At 29.9% G+C, this 17824-nt stretch carries 15 protein-coding genes; all 15 read left to right on the top strand.

What is annotated here, in order from left to right; genetic code table 11:
- Positions 1-122: 122 nt before the first annotated feature.
- Positions 123-413, top strand: a complete 291-nt coding sequence (locus tag QMG30_RS12940) for a YabP/YqfC family sporulation protein (RefSeq protein WP_281815988.1) — start codon at positions 123-125, stop codon at positions 411-413.
- Between the two features lie 26 nt (positions 414-439).
- Positions 440-1687, top strand: a complete 1248-nt coding sequence (gene yqfD, locus QMG30_RS12935; RefSeq protein WP_281815986.1) for a sporulation protein YqfD — start codon at positions 440-442, stop codon at positions 1685-1687.
- Entirely contained in the window at positions 1647-2618 is a 972-nt protein-coding gene (locus QMG30_RS12930; protein ID WP_281815984.1) for a PhoH family protein, read from the top strand. The genes yqfD and QMG30_RS12930 overlap by 41 nt, the downstream gene beginning before the upstream one ends.
- A gap of 14 nt (positions 2619-2632) precedes the next feature.
- A complete protein-coding gene (locus tag QMG30_RS12925; protein WP_281815983.1) occupies positions 2633-4045 on the top strand; it encodes an HD family phosphohydrolase in 1413 nt (470 codons plus the stop codon).
- Positions 4026-4523, top strand: coding sequence for an rRNA maturation RNase YbeY (gene ybeY, locus QMG30_RS12920; protein WP_281815982.1), 498 nt, complete (start codon positions 4026-4028; stop codon positions 4521-4523). Before QMG30_RS12925 ends, ybeY begins: the two co-directional genes overlap by 20 nt.
- A complete protein-coding gene (locus tag QMG30_RS12915) occupies positions 4520-4876 on the top strand; it encodes a diacylglycerol kinase family protein (RefSeq protein WP_281815981.1) in 357 nt (118 codons plus the stop codon). The genes ybeY and QMG30_RS12915 overlap by 4 nt, the downstream gene beginning before the upstream one ends.
- 60 nt (positions 4877-4936) lie before the next feature.
- Positions 4937-6085 carry a DUF3048 domain-containing protein gene (locus QMG30_RS12910; protein ID WP_281815980.1) on the top strand — a complete coding sequence of 383 codons (1149 nt, stop codon included), beginning with the start codon at positions 4937-4939 and terminating at the stop codon, positions 6083-6085.
- Between the two features lie 51 nt (positions 6086-6136).
- On the top strand, positions 6137-6544 hold the full coding sequence (locus tag QMG30_RS12905) for a cytidine deaminase (protein WP_330680736.1): 408 nt from the start codon (positions 6137-6139) through the stop codon (positions 6542-6544).
- Between the two features lie 193 nt (positions 6545-6737).
- The gene (locus QMG30_RS12900; RefSeq protein ID WP_281815977.1) at positions 6738-8363 is read left to right on the top strand and encodes a putative polysaccharide biosynthesis protein; all 1626 of its coding nucleotides are present in this window, start codon (positions 6738-6740) and stop codon (positions 8361-8363) included.
- A 127-nt stretch (positions 8364-8490) separates the two neighbouring features.
- On the top strand, positions 8491-9498 hold the full coding sequence (locus QMG30_RS12895; protein WP_281815976.1) for a hypothetical protein: 1008 nt from the start codon (positions 8491-8493) through the stop codon (positions 9496-9498).
- A gap of 265 nt (positions 9499-9763) precedes the next feature.
- The gene (locus QMG30_RS12890; RefSeq protein WP_281815974.1) at positions 9764-12124 is read left to right on the top strand and encodes an alpha-galactosidase; all 2361 of its coding nucleotides are present in this window, start codon (positions 9764-9766) and stop codon (positions 12122-12124) included.
- A gap of 734 nt (positions 12125-12858) precedes the next feature.
- The gene (locus tag QMG30_RS12885) at positions 12859-13998 is read left to right on the top strand and encodes an acyl-CoA dehydrogenase family protein (RefSeq protein ID WP_281815972.1); all 1140 of its coding nucleotides are present in this window, start codon (positions 12859-12861) and stop codon (positions 13996-13998) included.
- Between the two features lie 33 nt (positions 13999-14031).
- On the top strand, positions 14032-14817 hold the full coding sequence (locus QMG30_RS12880) for an electron transfer flavoprotein subunit beta/FixA family protein (RefSeq protein WP_281815970.1): 786 nt from the start codon (positions 14032-14034) through the stop codon (positions 14815-14817).
- Positions 14807-15772 carry an electron transfer flavoprotein subunit alpha/FixB family protein gene (locus QMG30_RS12875; RefSeq protein WP_281815967.1) on the top strand — a complete coding sequence of 322 codons (966 nt, stop codon included), beginning with the start codon at positions 14807-14809 and terminating at the stop codon, positions 15770-15772. Before QMG30_RS12880 ends, QMG30_RS12875 begins: the two co-directional genes overlap by 11 nt.
- A 45-nt stretch (positions 15773-15817) precedes the next feature.
- Positions 15818-17821, top strand: a complete 2004-nt coding sequence (locus tag QMG30_RS12870; protein ID WP_281815966.1) for a carbamoyltransferase C-terminal domain-containing protein — start codon at positions 15818-15820, stop codon at positions 17819-17821.
- Positions 17822-17824: the final 3 nt, after the last annotated feature.

The raw sequence follows: 17824 nt of genomic DNA, 5'->3' as shown, positions 1-17824 counted from the left end.
ATTATTAGTTCTTTAATTATTTTAATTCATCTTATAGAATATATAATATACAATTATCATATTTATGTATAAAGGAGGGGAATATGAGTTGAAGAAAATCTTCAACTGTTTTGAGAGGATGAATGATTATTAAAAAAAAGAAAAAAGAGAAAAACAATGATAAAAAATTTCATATCGCAGAAATATTAGAAGTACCAAGAGATGTAGCTCTTGGAGATTCAATCATAACTCTCACAGGAAAAAGAGAGATGCTTATTGAAAATTATAAAGGAATAGTTGAATATGATGATGAATTCTTAAAAGTAAAAACCAAGAATGGATTGATAGAATTAGAAGGCAATCATTTCTTAATTACATATCTTACGGATGAAGAAATTAAAATAACCGGTCAAATAAATAAAATCAAATATTAAATTAATAATAGGAAGAAGGGTGACATTTGCTTCTTGAAATATGGAAATATATAAGAGGCTATGTTATTATAAATGTAAGTGGTTTTTCACCTGAAAGATTTATAAACCTATGTGCTAATAGAGGAATATATATATGGAATATCAAAAGTGTCAATAATGGATTTAATCTGTGTATTAGTGCTAAAGGGTTTAAATTGATACGTCCTCTTGTGAAAAAAACAGGATGTAAGGTCAGGATAACCAAAAAAATAGGATTACCTTTTAGATTCCTGATTTTCAGGAAAAGAAAGATATTTCTATTTGGTATGATCATTTGTATGGCAATAGTCTTTTTGTTATCTTTATTTATATGGAAAATTGATATTGAAGGTAATTCTATGTATACTGATGAACATCTTATCAGATTTCTTAATAGCCAGTCACATTTTGTGGGAATGTGGAAGAAAGATGTTAAGTGTAGTGAGTTAGAAAAAATATTATTGAAAAATTATAATTATATAAACTGGGTAACTTGTGAAATGTCAGGAACAAAACTACATATACAGATAGAAGAAGGGAAAAACAACATAGAGATAGAGGATATAAGTAAACCTTGTGACATTTTATCCAGTAAAAAAGGTGTTGTAGTTTCAATAGTTACACGAACGGGTACTCCTGCGGTAGTAAAAGGAGATGTAGTAGAAGAAGGAGATGTACTTGTTTCGGGAACATTAGAGATAAAAGAACTTGAAGAAATAAGAGCTATTGAATTTACTCATGCTGATGCGGATATATATCTGAAAACTATTTATAATTATCACGATCAAGTGAATTTTAAGTATGTAAATAAGTTATATACTAATAATAAGAAAAAGGATAATGCCATAAAAATAGATGACTTCAAAATTAATTTAATAAAACCTAGAATTAGATACAGAAATTATGATAAAATAACCACAAGTGAAGAAATTTGTTTATTCGACAACTTTTATTTGCCAATAAGTATTGACAAAACGTCTTATGAAGAATATAAAATAATAGAAGAAACTTATACAAATGAAGAAGCACTAAAAATAATTAATGAGAATATAACAAGGTATTTACAAAAACTAGAAGATTCTAATAAGCAAATAGTAAGTAAAGAAATTAATATTAATGACACAAAAGATGAAATAATTGCCGATGGAATTATTGTAGTAGTTGAGAAAATAGGAGAAATGAAATACTTTGATGAAAATGAGCGGAGGCAAGAATATGAAGAATACTTTAGAGAAGATGATACAAATACCCCATGAAATAATAGTTAATGTATTTGGCCAATATGATAGCAATATCAAGATTATTGAAAATAAATTAGGCGTTAATATTATTAATAGAGGTAATGAAGTTAAAATTATAGGTAATGACAATTCTGTAAATATTGCTCTAAGAGTTATAAAACAATTAATAGAAACTGCAAATAAACAAATTGAAATTACTGAACAAAGTGTAGATTATATATTATCATTATGTGAAAAACAGAAAGAAGAAGAGGTAAGCAAATTAAATGATGATTTAATATGTATAACACCAGGTGGTAAGCATATAAGACCAAAAACACTAGGTCAAAAAAAATATATTGACTTAATAAGAAAAAAAATGATTGTTTTTGGTATTGGTCCAGCGGGTACAGGTAAAACTTATTTGGCTATGGCTAATGCCATAACAGCATTCAAAAACAATGAAGTTAATAGAATTATTCTTACAAGACCAGCAATAGAAGCTGGAGAAAAATTAGGTTTTCTGCCAGGAGATTTACAAAGTAAAATAGATCCATATCTAAGGCCATTATATGATGCTCTTTATGAAATTATGGGTGCAGATACATTCCTTAAAAATATGGAAAAAGGTTTAATTGAAGTTGCTCCCCTTGCATACATGAGAGGAAGAACTCTTGATAATTGTTTTATTGTATTAGACGAAGCCCAAAATACGACACCTGCACAAATGAAGATGTTCTTAACTAGGATTGGTTTTAATTCAAAAGCAGTTATTACAGGTGATATAACACAAAAAGATTTACCAAACGGTCAGAGATCGGGATTAGAGGTAGCATCTAAGATACTTAAGAATATCAATGATATAGGAATAGCTAATCTAACAAGTAAAGATGTTGTAAGGCATCCGATAGTTCAAAAAATAATTAATGCATATGAAAATTATGAGAACAAAAAAAACAAACGATAAGATGGGGGTAGAATATGAGAACCAAAGAAGATCATTATAAAAAAATAAGTATATTAATATCTTTTTTTGCAACATTAATGATTTTAATAACGATTATAGCATCAGTTATAGCACTTAGCGAAAGTCAACTATTAGTTAAAGTAAGTGTTGGATGCTTTATAATACTGCTGTTCAGTATGTTATATATATATATGTACTTTTTTAACAGGGACTTATTTAAACAAAAAAACAAACTACTACTATTTATATGTATCTATGTTATTATGATGATTGTAGTAGTAGCTATGAATAAATTACCTTATCTTCTTATTCCTATAAGTATAGCAGGTATGTTGATTGCTATAATGATAGATAGTAGACTTGGTATTATGACCAATATGTTATTAACGATAGTAGGATTACTTGTGAGCGGCAATGGAATAGATTTCTTCATTTTTTATATGATTTCCGGTACTTTATCATGTTTGGTAATTACAAAAGCTAAAAGAAGGAATAAGATTGTTTTTGTAGCTGGTTATCTTAGCATAGTAAATATTATTTTGGTGGTACTGATTAATTTGTATCAGCATGGAAGTTTTGTAGAATTTAATGTCACAGATGTTTTTTATGGAGTACTCAATGCTGTTTTTTCTGTAATAATAACTATTGGAAGTTTACCATTATGGGAGACATTATTTGATGTTTCTACTCCATTAAAATTATTAGAATTAACTAATTCTGACCAAAAATTGATACAAAGATTATTGTTGGAAGCTCCTGGTACATATCATCACAGTCAAATGGTATCTAATTTAGCTCAAACAGCAGCTAATGATATTGGTGCAAATGCTTTACTTGCTAGAACGGGAGCATTATATCATGATATTGGTAAATTAAAAAATCCAATGTATTTTACTGAAAATCAAGATGGTGTTAATCCTCATGATGAGTTAGATCCTGTATCAAGTGCTAAAATAATAATCAACCATGTTGGGGATGGAGTTAAACTTGCTACAGAAAATCATCTTCCAAAAGCTGTAAGAAGTATTATTAGAGAACATCAAGGAGATACTTTAGTTAAATATTTCTATTTTAAAGCTAAAGAGAGTAGTGATGGATTTGATGTAGATGAAGATGATTTTAGATATGCTGGGCCAAAACCTCAAACCAATGAGGCTGCTATTATAATGTTGGCTGATTGTACAGAAGCATATATACGTTCATTACATGAGTCCAAAAGGACACTTGGTAATATAGAAAAATGTATTGAAGAAATAATTAACAGCAAGTTTTCAGAAGGTCAGTTAAGTGAATGTAACCTTAAGATAAAGGAATTACCTGTTATAGCAGGTTCATTTATGAAGGTTTATAATGGATTATATCATGAAAGAGTAAAATATCCTGATAACAAAGTAGGAGGAAATGAAGTTGTCGATAATAATAAATAATGAACTTGAAGAAAAACTAGATAAGAACTATATGGATATCATAAATAAAGTAATTGCACAGTCATTAGAACAAGAAGAATGCCCTTATGAAGTTGAAATCAGTGTAACAATTACTGATAATGAGAAGATAAAAGAAATCAATAAAGAATATAGGAATATGGACAAGCCAACAGATGTATTGTCATTTCCTTTGATAGATTTTACTAGACCAAGTAATTTTGATGAAATAGAAGAAGATAATGACGAATGGTTCGACTTGGATACAGGAGAACTTATGTTAGGCGACATAATAATTTCACTAGAAAGAGCTAAACAGCAGGCACAAGAATATGATCATTCATTAGAAAGAGAAATCGGCTTTTTAACAGCTCATAGCATGTTACATTTAATGGGTTATGATCATATGATACAAGAGGAAGAACAAGTTATGCTTTCTAAGCAAAAACAAATATTAAATGAAGTAGGTCTTAGAAGATGAAGAATAGACACCTGACTGATAGTTTTAGATGTGCCTTTAGAGGTATATTTCAAGCTTTTAAAACTGAAAGGAATTTTAAACTTCATGTATTAGCTACTATTATGGTTATATTGTTTGCTTGGTATTTTGATTTTACCAAGTGGGAATATATGATACTTATTATCACTATAATGATGGTTATTATCACTGAATTATTGAATACGGCTGTTGAATATACTGTAGATCTGGTTTGTGGAAACAAGTATAGTCAATTAGGGAAATATGCAAAAGATATTGCTGCAGGAGCTACTTTATTAGCTGCTTTTGGCGCAGTTATCATCGGATGTATATTATTTATACCTAAAATTTACTAATCTGTGAGACATGAAAGATTAAAATTAGAAATATACTAAAGAGAAGGGTATGATGTAAAAATGAATAAACCACTTAATAAAGTACTTATAACAATAACTTTGGCAGTAATAACATTAACAATGCTTACAATAACTGGTTGCAAAAAAGACAAAGTATCCGAGGATAATACGAATGATGAAAACAATACTAAAGCAAGTGTACTAGATATTTTAGCAGATAACAATTATATTGATATAACACTTGAAAATGGGAAAAATACAGAAGAAAAAGATAATCGCGAAGGAAAGGTAATTAATACATTGACAGGTCTTTGGATTAGTGAAGAAGCTGCCAATAGAAGACCTATAGGGATAATGATTAATAATTTAAAGGCGGCTATGCCACAGAGTGGAATTGCTCAAGCAGATATAGTGTATGAAACACTTGTTGAAGGTGGTATCACAAGACTTTTTGCTGTTTTCAGAGATTTTGATGCAGAAAAGATAGGTCCAGTAAGAAGTGCAAGACATTATTATCTTGATTTTGCTTTTGACCATGATGCTATATATGTTCATTATGGTAAAAGTACTCATGCATTTAAAAAATTCACTGAATGGAATTCACCTCATCTAGAAGGACTTTCTGGACTTGATGCGGTTATGTGTTTCCAAGACCCAACTAGAGTAAGACCTCATAGTACTTATACTAGTTATGAAAAATTGATGAAGACTTGGAAACAAGTTGGATATAGAGAAAATATTGATGAAAATTTTAAATCCAAATTCAAATTTGCTGATGATGAGTTGGATTTAGTTTCAAATATGGAAGCAACATATATAGATTTGCCATATTCCCATTATGAACAAAAACCTTGGTTTGAGTATAATGAAAAGGATAAAATGTATTATAGATTCCAATTCAGTGGTAAACATATTGATCGAGAAACGGATGAACAACTGAAATTTAAGAATATCATAATTCAATTTTCCAATATATGGACCATAAAAGGTGACAAATACGGTTGTATGGATATGTCACTAGTGGATTCTGGAGATGGATATTATATCACTAATGGTAAAGCTACAAAAATAACATGGAAGAAAACTTCTCATTATCAACCGACGTTATATTATAATGAAGGTGGAGAAGAGATTAAAATAAATAGAGGAAAAACATGGGTTTCAGTTTTCCCTAGGAACAGAAAAGATAAAATAACTTTTACTAAATAGTTACTGATTACTATTTATATAATGCATAATTTACTAAAGGAACTGTTTTATATGTTATATGAAAGGAATGATTGTAATATGGATTATAACGAATTAGTTAGAGAAGCACTTAAGGCAAAAGAAATGGCATATGTCCCTTATTCTAATTTTAGTGTAGGAGCTGCTGTTGTAACAACACATGGAAAGGTATACAGAGGGTGTAATATTGAAAATGCTTCATTTGGAGCTACTAACTGTGCTGAAAGAACTGCATTATTCAAGGCAATATCTGAAGGAGACAGAGATTTTGAAGCAATTGCAATTGTAAGTTCAAGCGGTGATTTTACTCCTCCTTGTGGTATATGTAGACAGGTAATGGCAGAGTTAATGCCAAAAGGTAAAATAATATTGGCTAACGATAAAGGTGAAACAAAAATATACGAACTAGATGATCTTTTACCAGTGAGATTTGATTTATAATTATATTTAATCATGTAATTTTTTAGAAATTGATATAAAAGCTATAGTATTAGTCAACAATATTAGCTAATACTATAGCTTGTTTATTTGAAAAATAATATATCTTAAAAAATAATAATGTAAACTTTATTTGAAAAATGTAAAATTATAGTATAATATATAAGAGACTTTATTTTATTTTTGAGGTGTGAAGATGAATAGTTCGAAACAAAAGAAAAAAGGTAGTAACTTAGCAGTTCAGGGGGCAATATTAGCTCTAGCAGGAATAATAGTTAGATTAATTGGTTTTGCTTACAAAATCCCATTAGTAAATACTATAGGAGATGTTGGAATGGGATGTTATAATAAGGCATTTAGCATATATTCTTTTGCACTTGTTATTTCATCATATGGTTTTCCAGCGGGTGTATCAAAACTTGTATCGGCAAGAATGGCTGTAAAGAAATATAAAGAGGCCCATAAAATATTTATCTCTGCTGTAGTGCTTGCACTTATTATAGGGATAATATCAGCAAGTATCATGTTTTTTGGTTCTGATCTACTTGCGAAATTGGTTTATAGTGAAAAGTCAAAATATGCTTTACAAGCATTAGCTCCAACTGTACTTATATTTTCATTAATGGCAGTATTTAGGGGATACTTCCAAGGGATGAACACAATGATTCCTACTGCTGTTTCACAAATAGTAGAACAGATTTTTAATGCGATATTTAGTATTGTTTTAGCTACTATGTTCTTATCGAAAGGTTATGAATTCGCAGCAGCTGGAGGAACATTTGGAACGGGAATAGGAGCTTTATCAGGATTATTAACTTTGATAGCTATTTATTTTATGTCAAGAAAGCTATTTATGAAACGGGTTAATAAAGATACTCATTCTAGCGATAGCAATACTTATCCGAGTTATGCAAAATTGGTTCTCATGACTGCTGTACCTATAGTTATAGGTAGTGCAACATTTCATTTAACTAATTTAGTTGATATGATAATGTTTAATGATGCTTTAAGGTTTCATGAATATAATCAAGAAACGGCTGATACCCTATATGGTTTGTTAACTGGAAAATACAAAACCATTATAACGCTTCCAATTTCCATTGCATCATCTATTGCTGCTGCTACAATACCTAGTATCACAACATCAATAGTGTTAAAAGACAAGAAACAGATAAAAAGAAAAATTAATATGGCAATCAGGTTCACAATGTTCATTGCCATTCCAGCGTGTGTAGGGATATTTGTTTTATCTACACCTATAATTAGATTGTTATTTGGTGAAACTAATCTAGAAAAAACAGCGTTATTACTTAAGATAGGAGTTATATCCGTTGTATTTTTTGGCTTATCCACAATATCAATTGGTATATTACAAGGAATGAACAAATTGAGAATTCCAGTTATAAGTGCTGTCAAGTCATTGCTTATTAAAATATTCTTCAATATAATTCTACTATATGTTTTTAATACTAATTTAATTGGAGCTGTTGTGACTAATATAATATTCTCATTTAGTTCAGCATTCTTTAATATGAGAGCAATAAAAAAATATACTAGAATTAGATTCGATATCAAAAAGACATATGTGATTCCTGCTATCTCAGCACTGATAATGGGATTATGTTGTAATATAGTTATTAGATTATTTGACGTAATGAATATAGGGAATATGATATCAACATTAGTTGCAATATTTGTAGGGATAATAGTTTATTTGTTATTATTGGTCAAATTAAAGGGTGTTGATGAAGAAGAATTATATTTAGTACCCCAAGGTGATAAATTAGTTAAACTATTATACAAGGTAAGATTGTTAAAATAAGTTTGGCATAAAATTAAAATATAATTACTGTTAATCTTGTAGGATATTCAAAGAAAACATAAATATGTATAAAATTTGTAAATATTGTTAATACTTATACCAAAAATACTCGTAAGGAGTGATTTTGGTGAAGAACAAAAAAATACTAATTATAGCTTCAATTGTATGTGTAGTTGCTATAAGTGTAATTGCAGTTAATGAATTTTATGGATATGTATTTAATGATAATATTAATGAAAACGATAATGAATTACTGCTTGATAAAAATATAGACCAAACTGATTTGGACAATATTGAAAACAACAGTGAAAATCTATTACAGAATAATAGTCAAAATCTGATTGAGGAAGAAAATTATATAGAAAATTATAAAGAAAACATTACTGATATTGAACCAATAGCAGGTAATGTCAACAATGATATAGTTTCAGTAGATACTGTAAAAGAGCCTAAGATAATGTCTTCAACACGTATAGAATACCAGAATTATTATACAGTGGATGGTAAACTCGAGATTGAGAAAGAAGTTGAACCACCATACTATATGATTAATCTGACAAGAGAACAGATAGAGGAATTTTATCCTGAATATCAGTTAATATCTTTTTCAGCAGAAAAAGTTATTCTTAGAACGATAATTGAAGACCGTTCTGATAAATATTATATTATTAAGAGATATAATACTAATATAGGGGTTTTTCATGACTATAGAGGTGAAGAGAATAATGTTAATATCAATGACTATCTGAGAGATACAATTGATATAGAAGTAAATAACCTTGTATGGGAAGAACAGGAAAAATTAAATAACGGAATAATAGTATACGGTGAAGAGGAACTATCTGAAATCCTTAAGAAATTATGGCATCTGAATAAACTAAACCAAAGTAAAAAATATATTTTAAAAGAATATAATGGAGTGATGGGAATTTTCTATGATTATAAACAGGATGAAAGATATTCATCTAATATGGAGTCAGATAGTTTAAATAAACTTTTAGAAGAATACTTGCGAAAAGTTGTTGAAACTCCTGTTAGTGGTCTAGAAGAAGAGTTGATGAATAAATTAAAAAAAGGAATAACAGTAAATAACGAAGAAGAACTGATTAGGCTATTAGAAAATTATACAAGCTAAGAACAAAAAGATTATAAAAAACAATATGATTATTAATAAATATAAGAAGGAGCAGTTACGCTAAATAGTGAACTGCTCATTTTCTATCTTATTGGCAGTCCTCTTTATTAGCATATGAAATAGAAGTGTTTTCATACGCGGTAAGTTTACATGAAATATACGTTATGATACACTAATAACCAGAAAGAACTTTTACACATTGTGGGGAATTCGCTTTGTAATGGTTGATCAAATATATTGAATATGCTTAAGGAAGGTGAAAAGAATGATTTATGTTAATAATAACAATGAGTTTCATTTATCAACAGCTAATACTAGCTATATTATGAAAGTACTAAAATCTAATCATCTATCTCATCTATACTATGGAAGAAGAATAAAAGATAGAAATGATTACAGTAATCTATATAGAAGCTACGCTACACCAGTCGGGAATGAAACTGATTATAGCAAGAAATGTAATAATTATTCTTTGAACGTAACTAATTTAGAAATAGCCACATATGGTAAATCTGATTATGGAGAACCTTCGTTACAAATAGAAATGGAAGACAACTCAAGAGTAAGTGATTTCTTATATCAATCTCATATTATTTATGAAGGCAATAAACAGTTAATTGGATTACCTCATACTTTTCAAAATGAAGATAAAGTGGAGTCGCTGGAAATAACTCTATATGATCAGATTGTTGACGTATATGTTGTATTAATATATAAGGTGTTCTATGATAGAGATATCATAACTAGAAGTATGAAAATCATTAATGGGGAATCTAGTAAAATAAAAATAGAAAAAGCTATGAGTCTAAACATTGATTTCGAAAATAACAATTATGACCTAATAACTCTTGAAGGTAAATGGATTAGAGAAAAGCATATACAAAAGCAACGACTTAAAAAAGGTGTATATTATATTAACTCTAAAAGATTCACTTCAAGTGCCGATCATAATCCTTTTATGTGTTTAGCAGATATTGATGTTACAGAAGATTATGGTTCATGTTATGGATTTGCTTTAATATATAGCGGAAATCATCAAGGTTTGGTAGAAGTTAATCCCCATAATCGAACTAGAATACAAATGGGGATTAATCCTTTTGATTTTAGCTGGATATTAGATGAAAAGAAAGAATTTCAAACACCTGAAGTGATTATGACATATTCATATAGGGGACTAGGTGATATGAGTAGAAATTTTCATAATGCTATTAATTATAACTTAATTCCAAAACAATGGCAGTTCAGGAAAAGACCTTTATTATATAACAGTTGGGAAGCAGTATATTTTGACTTCAATGAAAAGAAATTATTGAAACTTGCAAAAATGGCTAAAGAATTAGGTATGGAATTATTTGTTCTTGATGATGGGTGGTTCAAAGGGCGTAACGATGATACAACCAGTTTAGGCGATTGGATTGAGGATAATAAAAAACTTCCTAATGGTTTGGCAGGATTAAGTAGTAAAATAAATGAATTAGGCTTGCAATTTGGTATTTGGGTAGAACCAGAAATGATATCTAAAGAAAGCGATTTATATAGAAGACATCCAAATTGGGTTATTAAACTCGATAATAGGGAATCATCATTAGGAAGAAACCAGCTTATGCTGGATATGGCTAATCCTAATGTAATAAGTTATCTTTATAATCAGCTTAGCAGTGTATTTAAACGAGGAAAAGTCAGATATGTTAAGTGGGATATGAATAGATCCGTAACTGACATATATTCCTCATATTTGCCAAAACACAGGCAAAAAGAATTAGCACATAGATATATATTGGGTTTATATGATTTGATAGGACGATTAAAAAATGATTTTGAAGATATCTTGTTTGAAAGTTGTGCCAGCGGTGGTAACAGATATGATCTTGGGATGCTATATTATATGCCTCAAACATGGGCAAGTGATAATACTGATCCAGGAGAAAGAATGAACATTCAATATGGTTCATCATTATTATATCCATTAAGTACTCTTGGTGCTCATGTAGGATCGAATCCTTCTCATCAGGTATTAAGACAAAATAATATAGAATCAAGATTTAATGTAGCTTGTTTTGGACTTTTAGGCTATGAGCTTAATTTAAATAATTTATCCAATTTTGAAAAGAAAGCTATTAAAAAACAAGTTGAATTTTATAAAAAACATAGAAAACTATTACAGTTTGGTACATTTTATAGAATCAAATCTCCTTTTAACAGTAATCATGCTGTTTGGATGGTTGTTTCAAAAGATAAAGATGAAGCTTTACTTGGATACTATCAGAAGTTACAAGAAAGTAATGAAAATTTAGAAACTGTAAAATTAAAAGGATTAGATAAAAATGCTTCATATCATCTTGAATCCCGTGAACAATATATGAACATAGAGAGATTCGGTGAACTTATTAATGATTATGTACCTTTTAATGTTAAGACCAATGGATTAAGAGGTATTGTACATAAGACCATATCAGATAATTATATGTTTAAAAATGACGTTCAAAAGATTGATACGTTTGGTGATAGTTTGATGTATGCTGGATTTAAGTTATTACAGCAATTTAATGGAGCAGGTTTCAATGAAAATGTAAGATACATTGGAGATTTTGGTTCAAGGATTTATTACATAAAAAGGTTTCAATAATTGCATCTTTACAGTTACAAAGTCTAGAAATCTTTATAGAATAAGGATTCTAGGCTTTTACTTATTAATAAAGTAAACTGTCGAAGAATGGGTTTTTTTAATGTAGAGAATTTTTGTAATTATATTTGATTGAGTAATATTACGAAATAATTAAATACATAATTAAATTAATACACTGAAAATACATATAGTAATTATATAAAAAATTAAGTAGAGTTTTAATTAGGATAAATTTATAATATAATAACCTTTTATATAGTTTTGATAATATACAATAATTAATATACTGGTTAATAAATTATGTAATTAGAAATAAATAACAAAAACATTGAAAAATTCGCAAAAAAATGATATTATTACAATAAGATGATAATTATAACTATAAATTCTAATTAGTGTCAATTTATTAGATAAAACTACATACTGAAGTTGCTGTTATTTGTGAAGATAGGATACTTATATATTAGCATTTTCATATTAACTATTCATAAGATTTATAATTATCGATTTATTTTATTTCCTGTATGAGTATAATTAAATGGTTAATCTCTAACTATGGGAAAATTCTAAATTATTGATATATTCAGTTATAATGCGTTTTGCAACTTATAACATAGTTGAACATGTCAGTATTGTTTAGGTAAGTATTAATAAGTAGATAATTAATATGTAAGTAGCCAAGATTATGGAATATCTATGCGTTAATATAGTACTAAAACATAAGGAGGGATACAATGGATTTCTTAATTTCAAAAGATCAAATAATGTTAAAAAACGAAATTATCGATTTCGCAAAAAATCATCTTAATGACAGCAAGTACATAGAGACATTCTCCATGGAAATGTGGAAAGAAATTTGTAATCTAGGATTACTAGGAGTTACTATATCAGAAGAATATGGTGGTTTAGGGGAAAGCTATCTAACAGCAGCTTTAATGTTTGAAGGGTTAGGATATGCTTGCAAAAATAATGGATTTATTTTTGTGGTCAATAATCATATTTGGGTAAGTCAAAATCTTATTTATCTGTATGGTAGTAAAGAGTTAAAAGAAAAATATCTGAAAAAGATGGTAGCAGGAGAAAAAATTGGTGCAATTGCCATAACCGAAGCAGAAGCTGGATCGGATGCTATGAGTATGACTACTCATGCAGAAGATAAAGGAGATTATTATGTCTTAAATGGTACTAAAATGTTTATTTCCAATGGTCCAATTGCGGATATATTTATTGTTTTTGCAGTAACAAGTGAAGGAACATTCAAACGTTATACTGCTTTTGTTGTAGAGAAAAATTTTGAAGGATTTCAGGTATGTGAAGATATAAAGAAGATGGGACTTGGAGCATGTCCTACTTCAGAAATTGTCCTTAATAATTGTATCGTACCTAAGGAAAACGTTCTAGGTACTTTCAATATGGGAGCTAATATAATGACTGCTGCACTTGAATGGGAGCGTTGCTATGAATTTGCTCCTCATGTAGGTGTTATGCAGAGAATAATGGAAAGATGTCTAGAGCATGTAAACAATCGTAAACAATTCAATAGGTTAATCGGTGAGAACCAATCTATATCTCACAAAATAGCTGACATGCAGGTGAGTATAGAATTGTCAAGACTAATGTTATATAAGATAGCATGGCTTAAGGATCAAGGTAAAAGTGCATTTATGGATGCTTCTATCTTTAAACTCTATGTTAGTGAAAATTATATTAAGACATGTAGAGACGCCCTTCAGATATTTGGTGCCTACGGATATACAAAAGATTATGAAATAGAACGAGAATTAAGGGATGCCCTTGCTTGCAGCATCTATTCCGGAACTAACGAAATGCAGAAAAATACGATATACAATATGATCAGAAGTCGAGCATTATAGGTGCTATAAATGTAATTGAAAGGATTTGATTACTTGAGAATAGTTATGTGTATTAAACCTGTCAAAAAAGAACTTGTGTATAAGGAAGATGATTATCGAGAAAACTTAGTAATAAATCCATATGATTTATTCGCTTTACAAAACATCATTGATATGAAAAAAGAAGGTACAGAAGTAATCTGTATCAGTATGGGTCCAGAGGCTGCAAAAGATACATTGAGACGTTGCATTGGGCTTGGTGTGGATGAGGTTATTCATTTACACGATAAGCATTTTGCTGGTTCGGATACCATTGCAACTTCATATGTGTTAAAAAAGGCAATTGAAAAGATAAGTGATGTAGATCTCATATGCTGTGGTCAAAAAACAGTGGATGGAGAGACAGGACAAGTTTCATATGCTCTTTCTGAACAACTCAAGATGCCTTGTATAGCTCAGGTTGAGAACATAACTGATTTAAATATGGAAAATGTATCCATTGAAAGAGAGAATGGAGAGTGTTTTGAAAAGTTGCGGGTAAAATTACCTGCAGTCATTTCTTATAGGAATTGCACAACCATATATAAAAACATGAATTTGTTAAGGTTAAAACGTGCAAAGAATCATAAAATAGTTGTTTGGGATACAAATGACTTACAGGTTGATAAGTCCATGTGTGGACTGAAAGGGTCTAAAACCGTTGTTCAAGATGTTAATAAAATCAACTCTATCGTAAAAAAAGAACAGACCGTATTAGATGGAGATATCAAAGATACGGCTTCTATAATTAAGAATATCATATTAGGGAAAAATAATGGAGTATGTACATATGAGAAATAAAAAAATATGGATTATAAGTGATCAAGATAAACGATATGCTACAGAACACCTTTTACAGATTTTGCATAAAGGCATTGAATTAAGAAGAAACGATAAGGATGAGGTTTCTGTTATTTGTGTTGGAATGAGTCGGGAAGATCAGTTTGAGAAATTATTTCAATACGGAGCAGATAGAATTATATTCTGTGAACAAAATGAAGGATACAGTATCTCATTGTATGTTAAGTGCATAGAGGCAATGCTACAAGATAAAATGCCTGATGTGATATTATTTCCAGCTTCTATAACAGGTAGGCAGACTGCTGCGATATTATCTGTCAGATTTGGTGCTGGATTGACTGCTTGTTGTACTGATGTACAGTATGATAATGAAGTGGATAGATATGTATTTATTAGACCTGCTATGAGTGAATCTGTATTAGCTAAGATAACATGTATCAACAAAAATCTCCAGATGTGTACAATCAAAGAAAATATTTTTGATTCTGAATTTGTAACAAATGGTAAAAGTTACAATATGGAGTATTTTCCATATATAGAAAAAAAATCTGAGAAAAACATTGAAGTCCTGGAACGTAAGGCATTGAATCTTAAGGAGCGTGTGGATATAAAATCAGCTAAAATCGTCTTTGTCGTGGGAAGAGGTATGAAAAATTCTATGGACCTATGCAAGTCCGTTGCCAGACAATATGGTGCTGTAGTTGTAGGAACAAAGGCAGCTGTAGAAGAGAAGATGATTCAAGAGAATCATCAGATTGGTCAATCGGGTATAAGTATTAGTCCTGATATTTGTGTTGCGTTTGGAGTGTCTGGAGCAACTCAGCATATGGTAGGTATCAAGGGTGCACAGCTCATCATTGCAGTTAATACTGATAAAAATGCCCCTATATTTCAATACTCGGATTATATCATAGTAGACAAAGGGGAGAATGTATTAACAGAACTTGCTCAATAAGATAAAGCAATAAATATGAAAAGTATTAAGAAAGGAGAATCAACGATGAAAGATGGATTTTATATCTCAGCTTATATCACTATAACGAAATTAGGTAATCTATATAGAGCTGGACATAGACATGATGAGAGTATTGCGTTATGGCAGAAAAAAGGAAAGAAAGTATCTTTAATCCACTATTGGGAGTTAGAAAGGCTAACAGGAATTAAACAACAGAGGTTACCGTTCTTTGATATTAAGCAATTCAGACACATCATCAATGGACTATTAAGGGAATATGATATAACACTAGATGATGTTATAGAGATATGGGGTGTACCAGAGTTACAAGAAGATGATAGTTATTTGTCCAAATATCTGTTTCCTGATTATGCATTACATGGTTTTGCTCATCTGGCTTCTTGTATTTTTATGGATATGGATATATTCAAAAACAATAATGTTCTTGGATTCTCTGTTGATGGAGGTTCTGATTCCACTATTGATGCATACGATAGAGAAGGCAGAAGCGAATATGACCGTTACCATTTTATAGGATGTTACTCAGAAGCTAAGAAAAACAAATTGAATCTGTTTCCAGCAGTATCACCCGCTGAAATATGGGGATGGTCTCTAATGAGGTATAACATAAGAGAAGGTACTTTAATGGCATTAGCTTCCGCTAGCGAAAGCGAAGCCTATTATGATATAGAAAGTCTATTCCCATTTGATGAATATAAGATGGGGCCAGGCATACGTCAAAGAATATTTGATATGTTTGATGAAATAGACCACTACAAAAAAGATGACATAGGTATAAAGTTCAACTACTTCGATGAAAAATTCAGCGAGAAAGAAAATCGTATAAGCATGGCAATGAAGATAGTTCAACAAGTATCTTACAAGATTATGGTAAACAGCATTGAAGAAGCCATTGACAGATTTGGAATAGATACAGAAAATACTTATCTAGCCATGTCAGGCGGATTTGCATTAAATTGTCCTTGCAACACTTACCTGATGGATAAATATCATTTCAAAGGTTTCATAGCACCACCTTGCGTAAGTGATTCCGGTATGGCTATGGGAATTGGGTTATCTTCATTTTATGTAAGAACATTAGGTGACTTTGAATTCAAATTCAACCATGCTTATTATGGCGATAGTTACAATGTAAAAGATTTTTTGGCTAAAGGGGAATTCAGTAATTTTATAGAAAGTGTTGAAGAATTTGATGCAGCTCAAGTAGTAAAAGATATGGAAGAAGACATTGTTATATGGTATGAAGGAGGTGCAGAGGTTGGACCAAGGGCTCTGGGTGCAAGAAGTTTAATTGGTGATCCTAGAGTTATGTGGACAAAAGAGCGTTTGAATGAAGTAAAAAAAAGACAATGGTGGAGACCTGTAGCACCTATTGTATTAAAAGAGAAAGTAGGAGAATGGTTTCGTAATGAGTATGAATCACCATATATGTTACATGCCTTAGAGTTATTGGAGGATAAAAGAGAAGAGGTGCCTGCAATAGTCCATATAGATGGAACATCAAGATTACAAACTATTGATGCAGAGAATCCTAAGATCTATCTATATCAGGTAATGAAAGAATTTGAAAGAGTTTCAGGGGTACCTATTATCTGTAATACCTCTTTAAATGATAAGGGTGAACCTATAATCAATCGAATTGAAGAAGCGTGTAATTTTGCACTGCGTAAAAATATAAAAGTCGCATATTTTAACGGAAATAGAATCTTATTAAGGAACCATGAACAATACAAGAATGAAGAAGTATTAAAGAGAAAACTACGAATGGAAATATGGAAAGATAAATTGGATAAACAAGAATTCATCAATAAATATAATCCATATAATCTTTCTGAAAAAGAAGTCTTTGTCTATACATTTACTAATATGTATAAAGGAATTGAATTATTTGACTTGGATTATGAAGAACAGAAAAAGATAGAAAAACAAGTAAAAGATTTTTTGAAAGAAAATCCATTATTTAATAAACATGTTCTTCTAGTAAGAATAATGAATGCCAACCTAAATAAAAAGAAAATGGAAAGGTGAAGT

This window comes from Vallitalea longa (assembly GCF_027923465.1).
Taxonomy (GTDB): domain Bacteria; phylum Bacillota; class Clostridia; order Lachnospirales; family Vallitaleaceae; genus Vallitalea; species Vallitalea longa.
The sequence above is the reverse complement of the archived record's forward strand: the minus strand, read 5'-3'. Positions and strand labels throughout refer to the sequence as shown.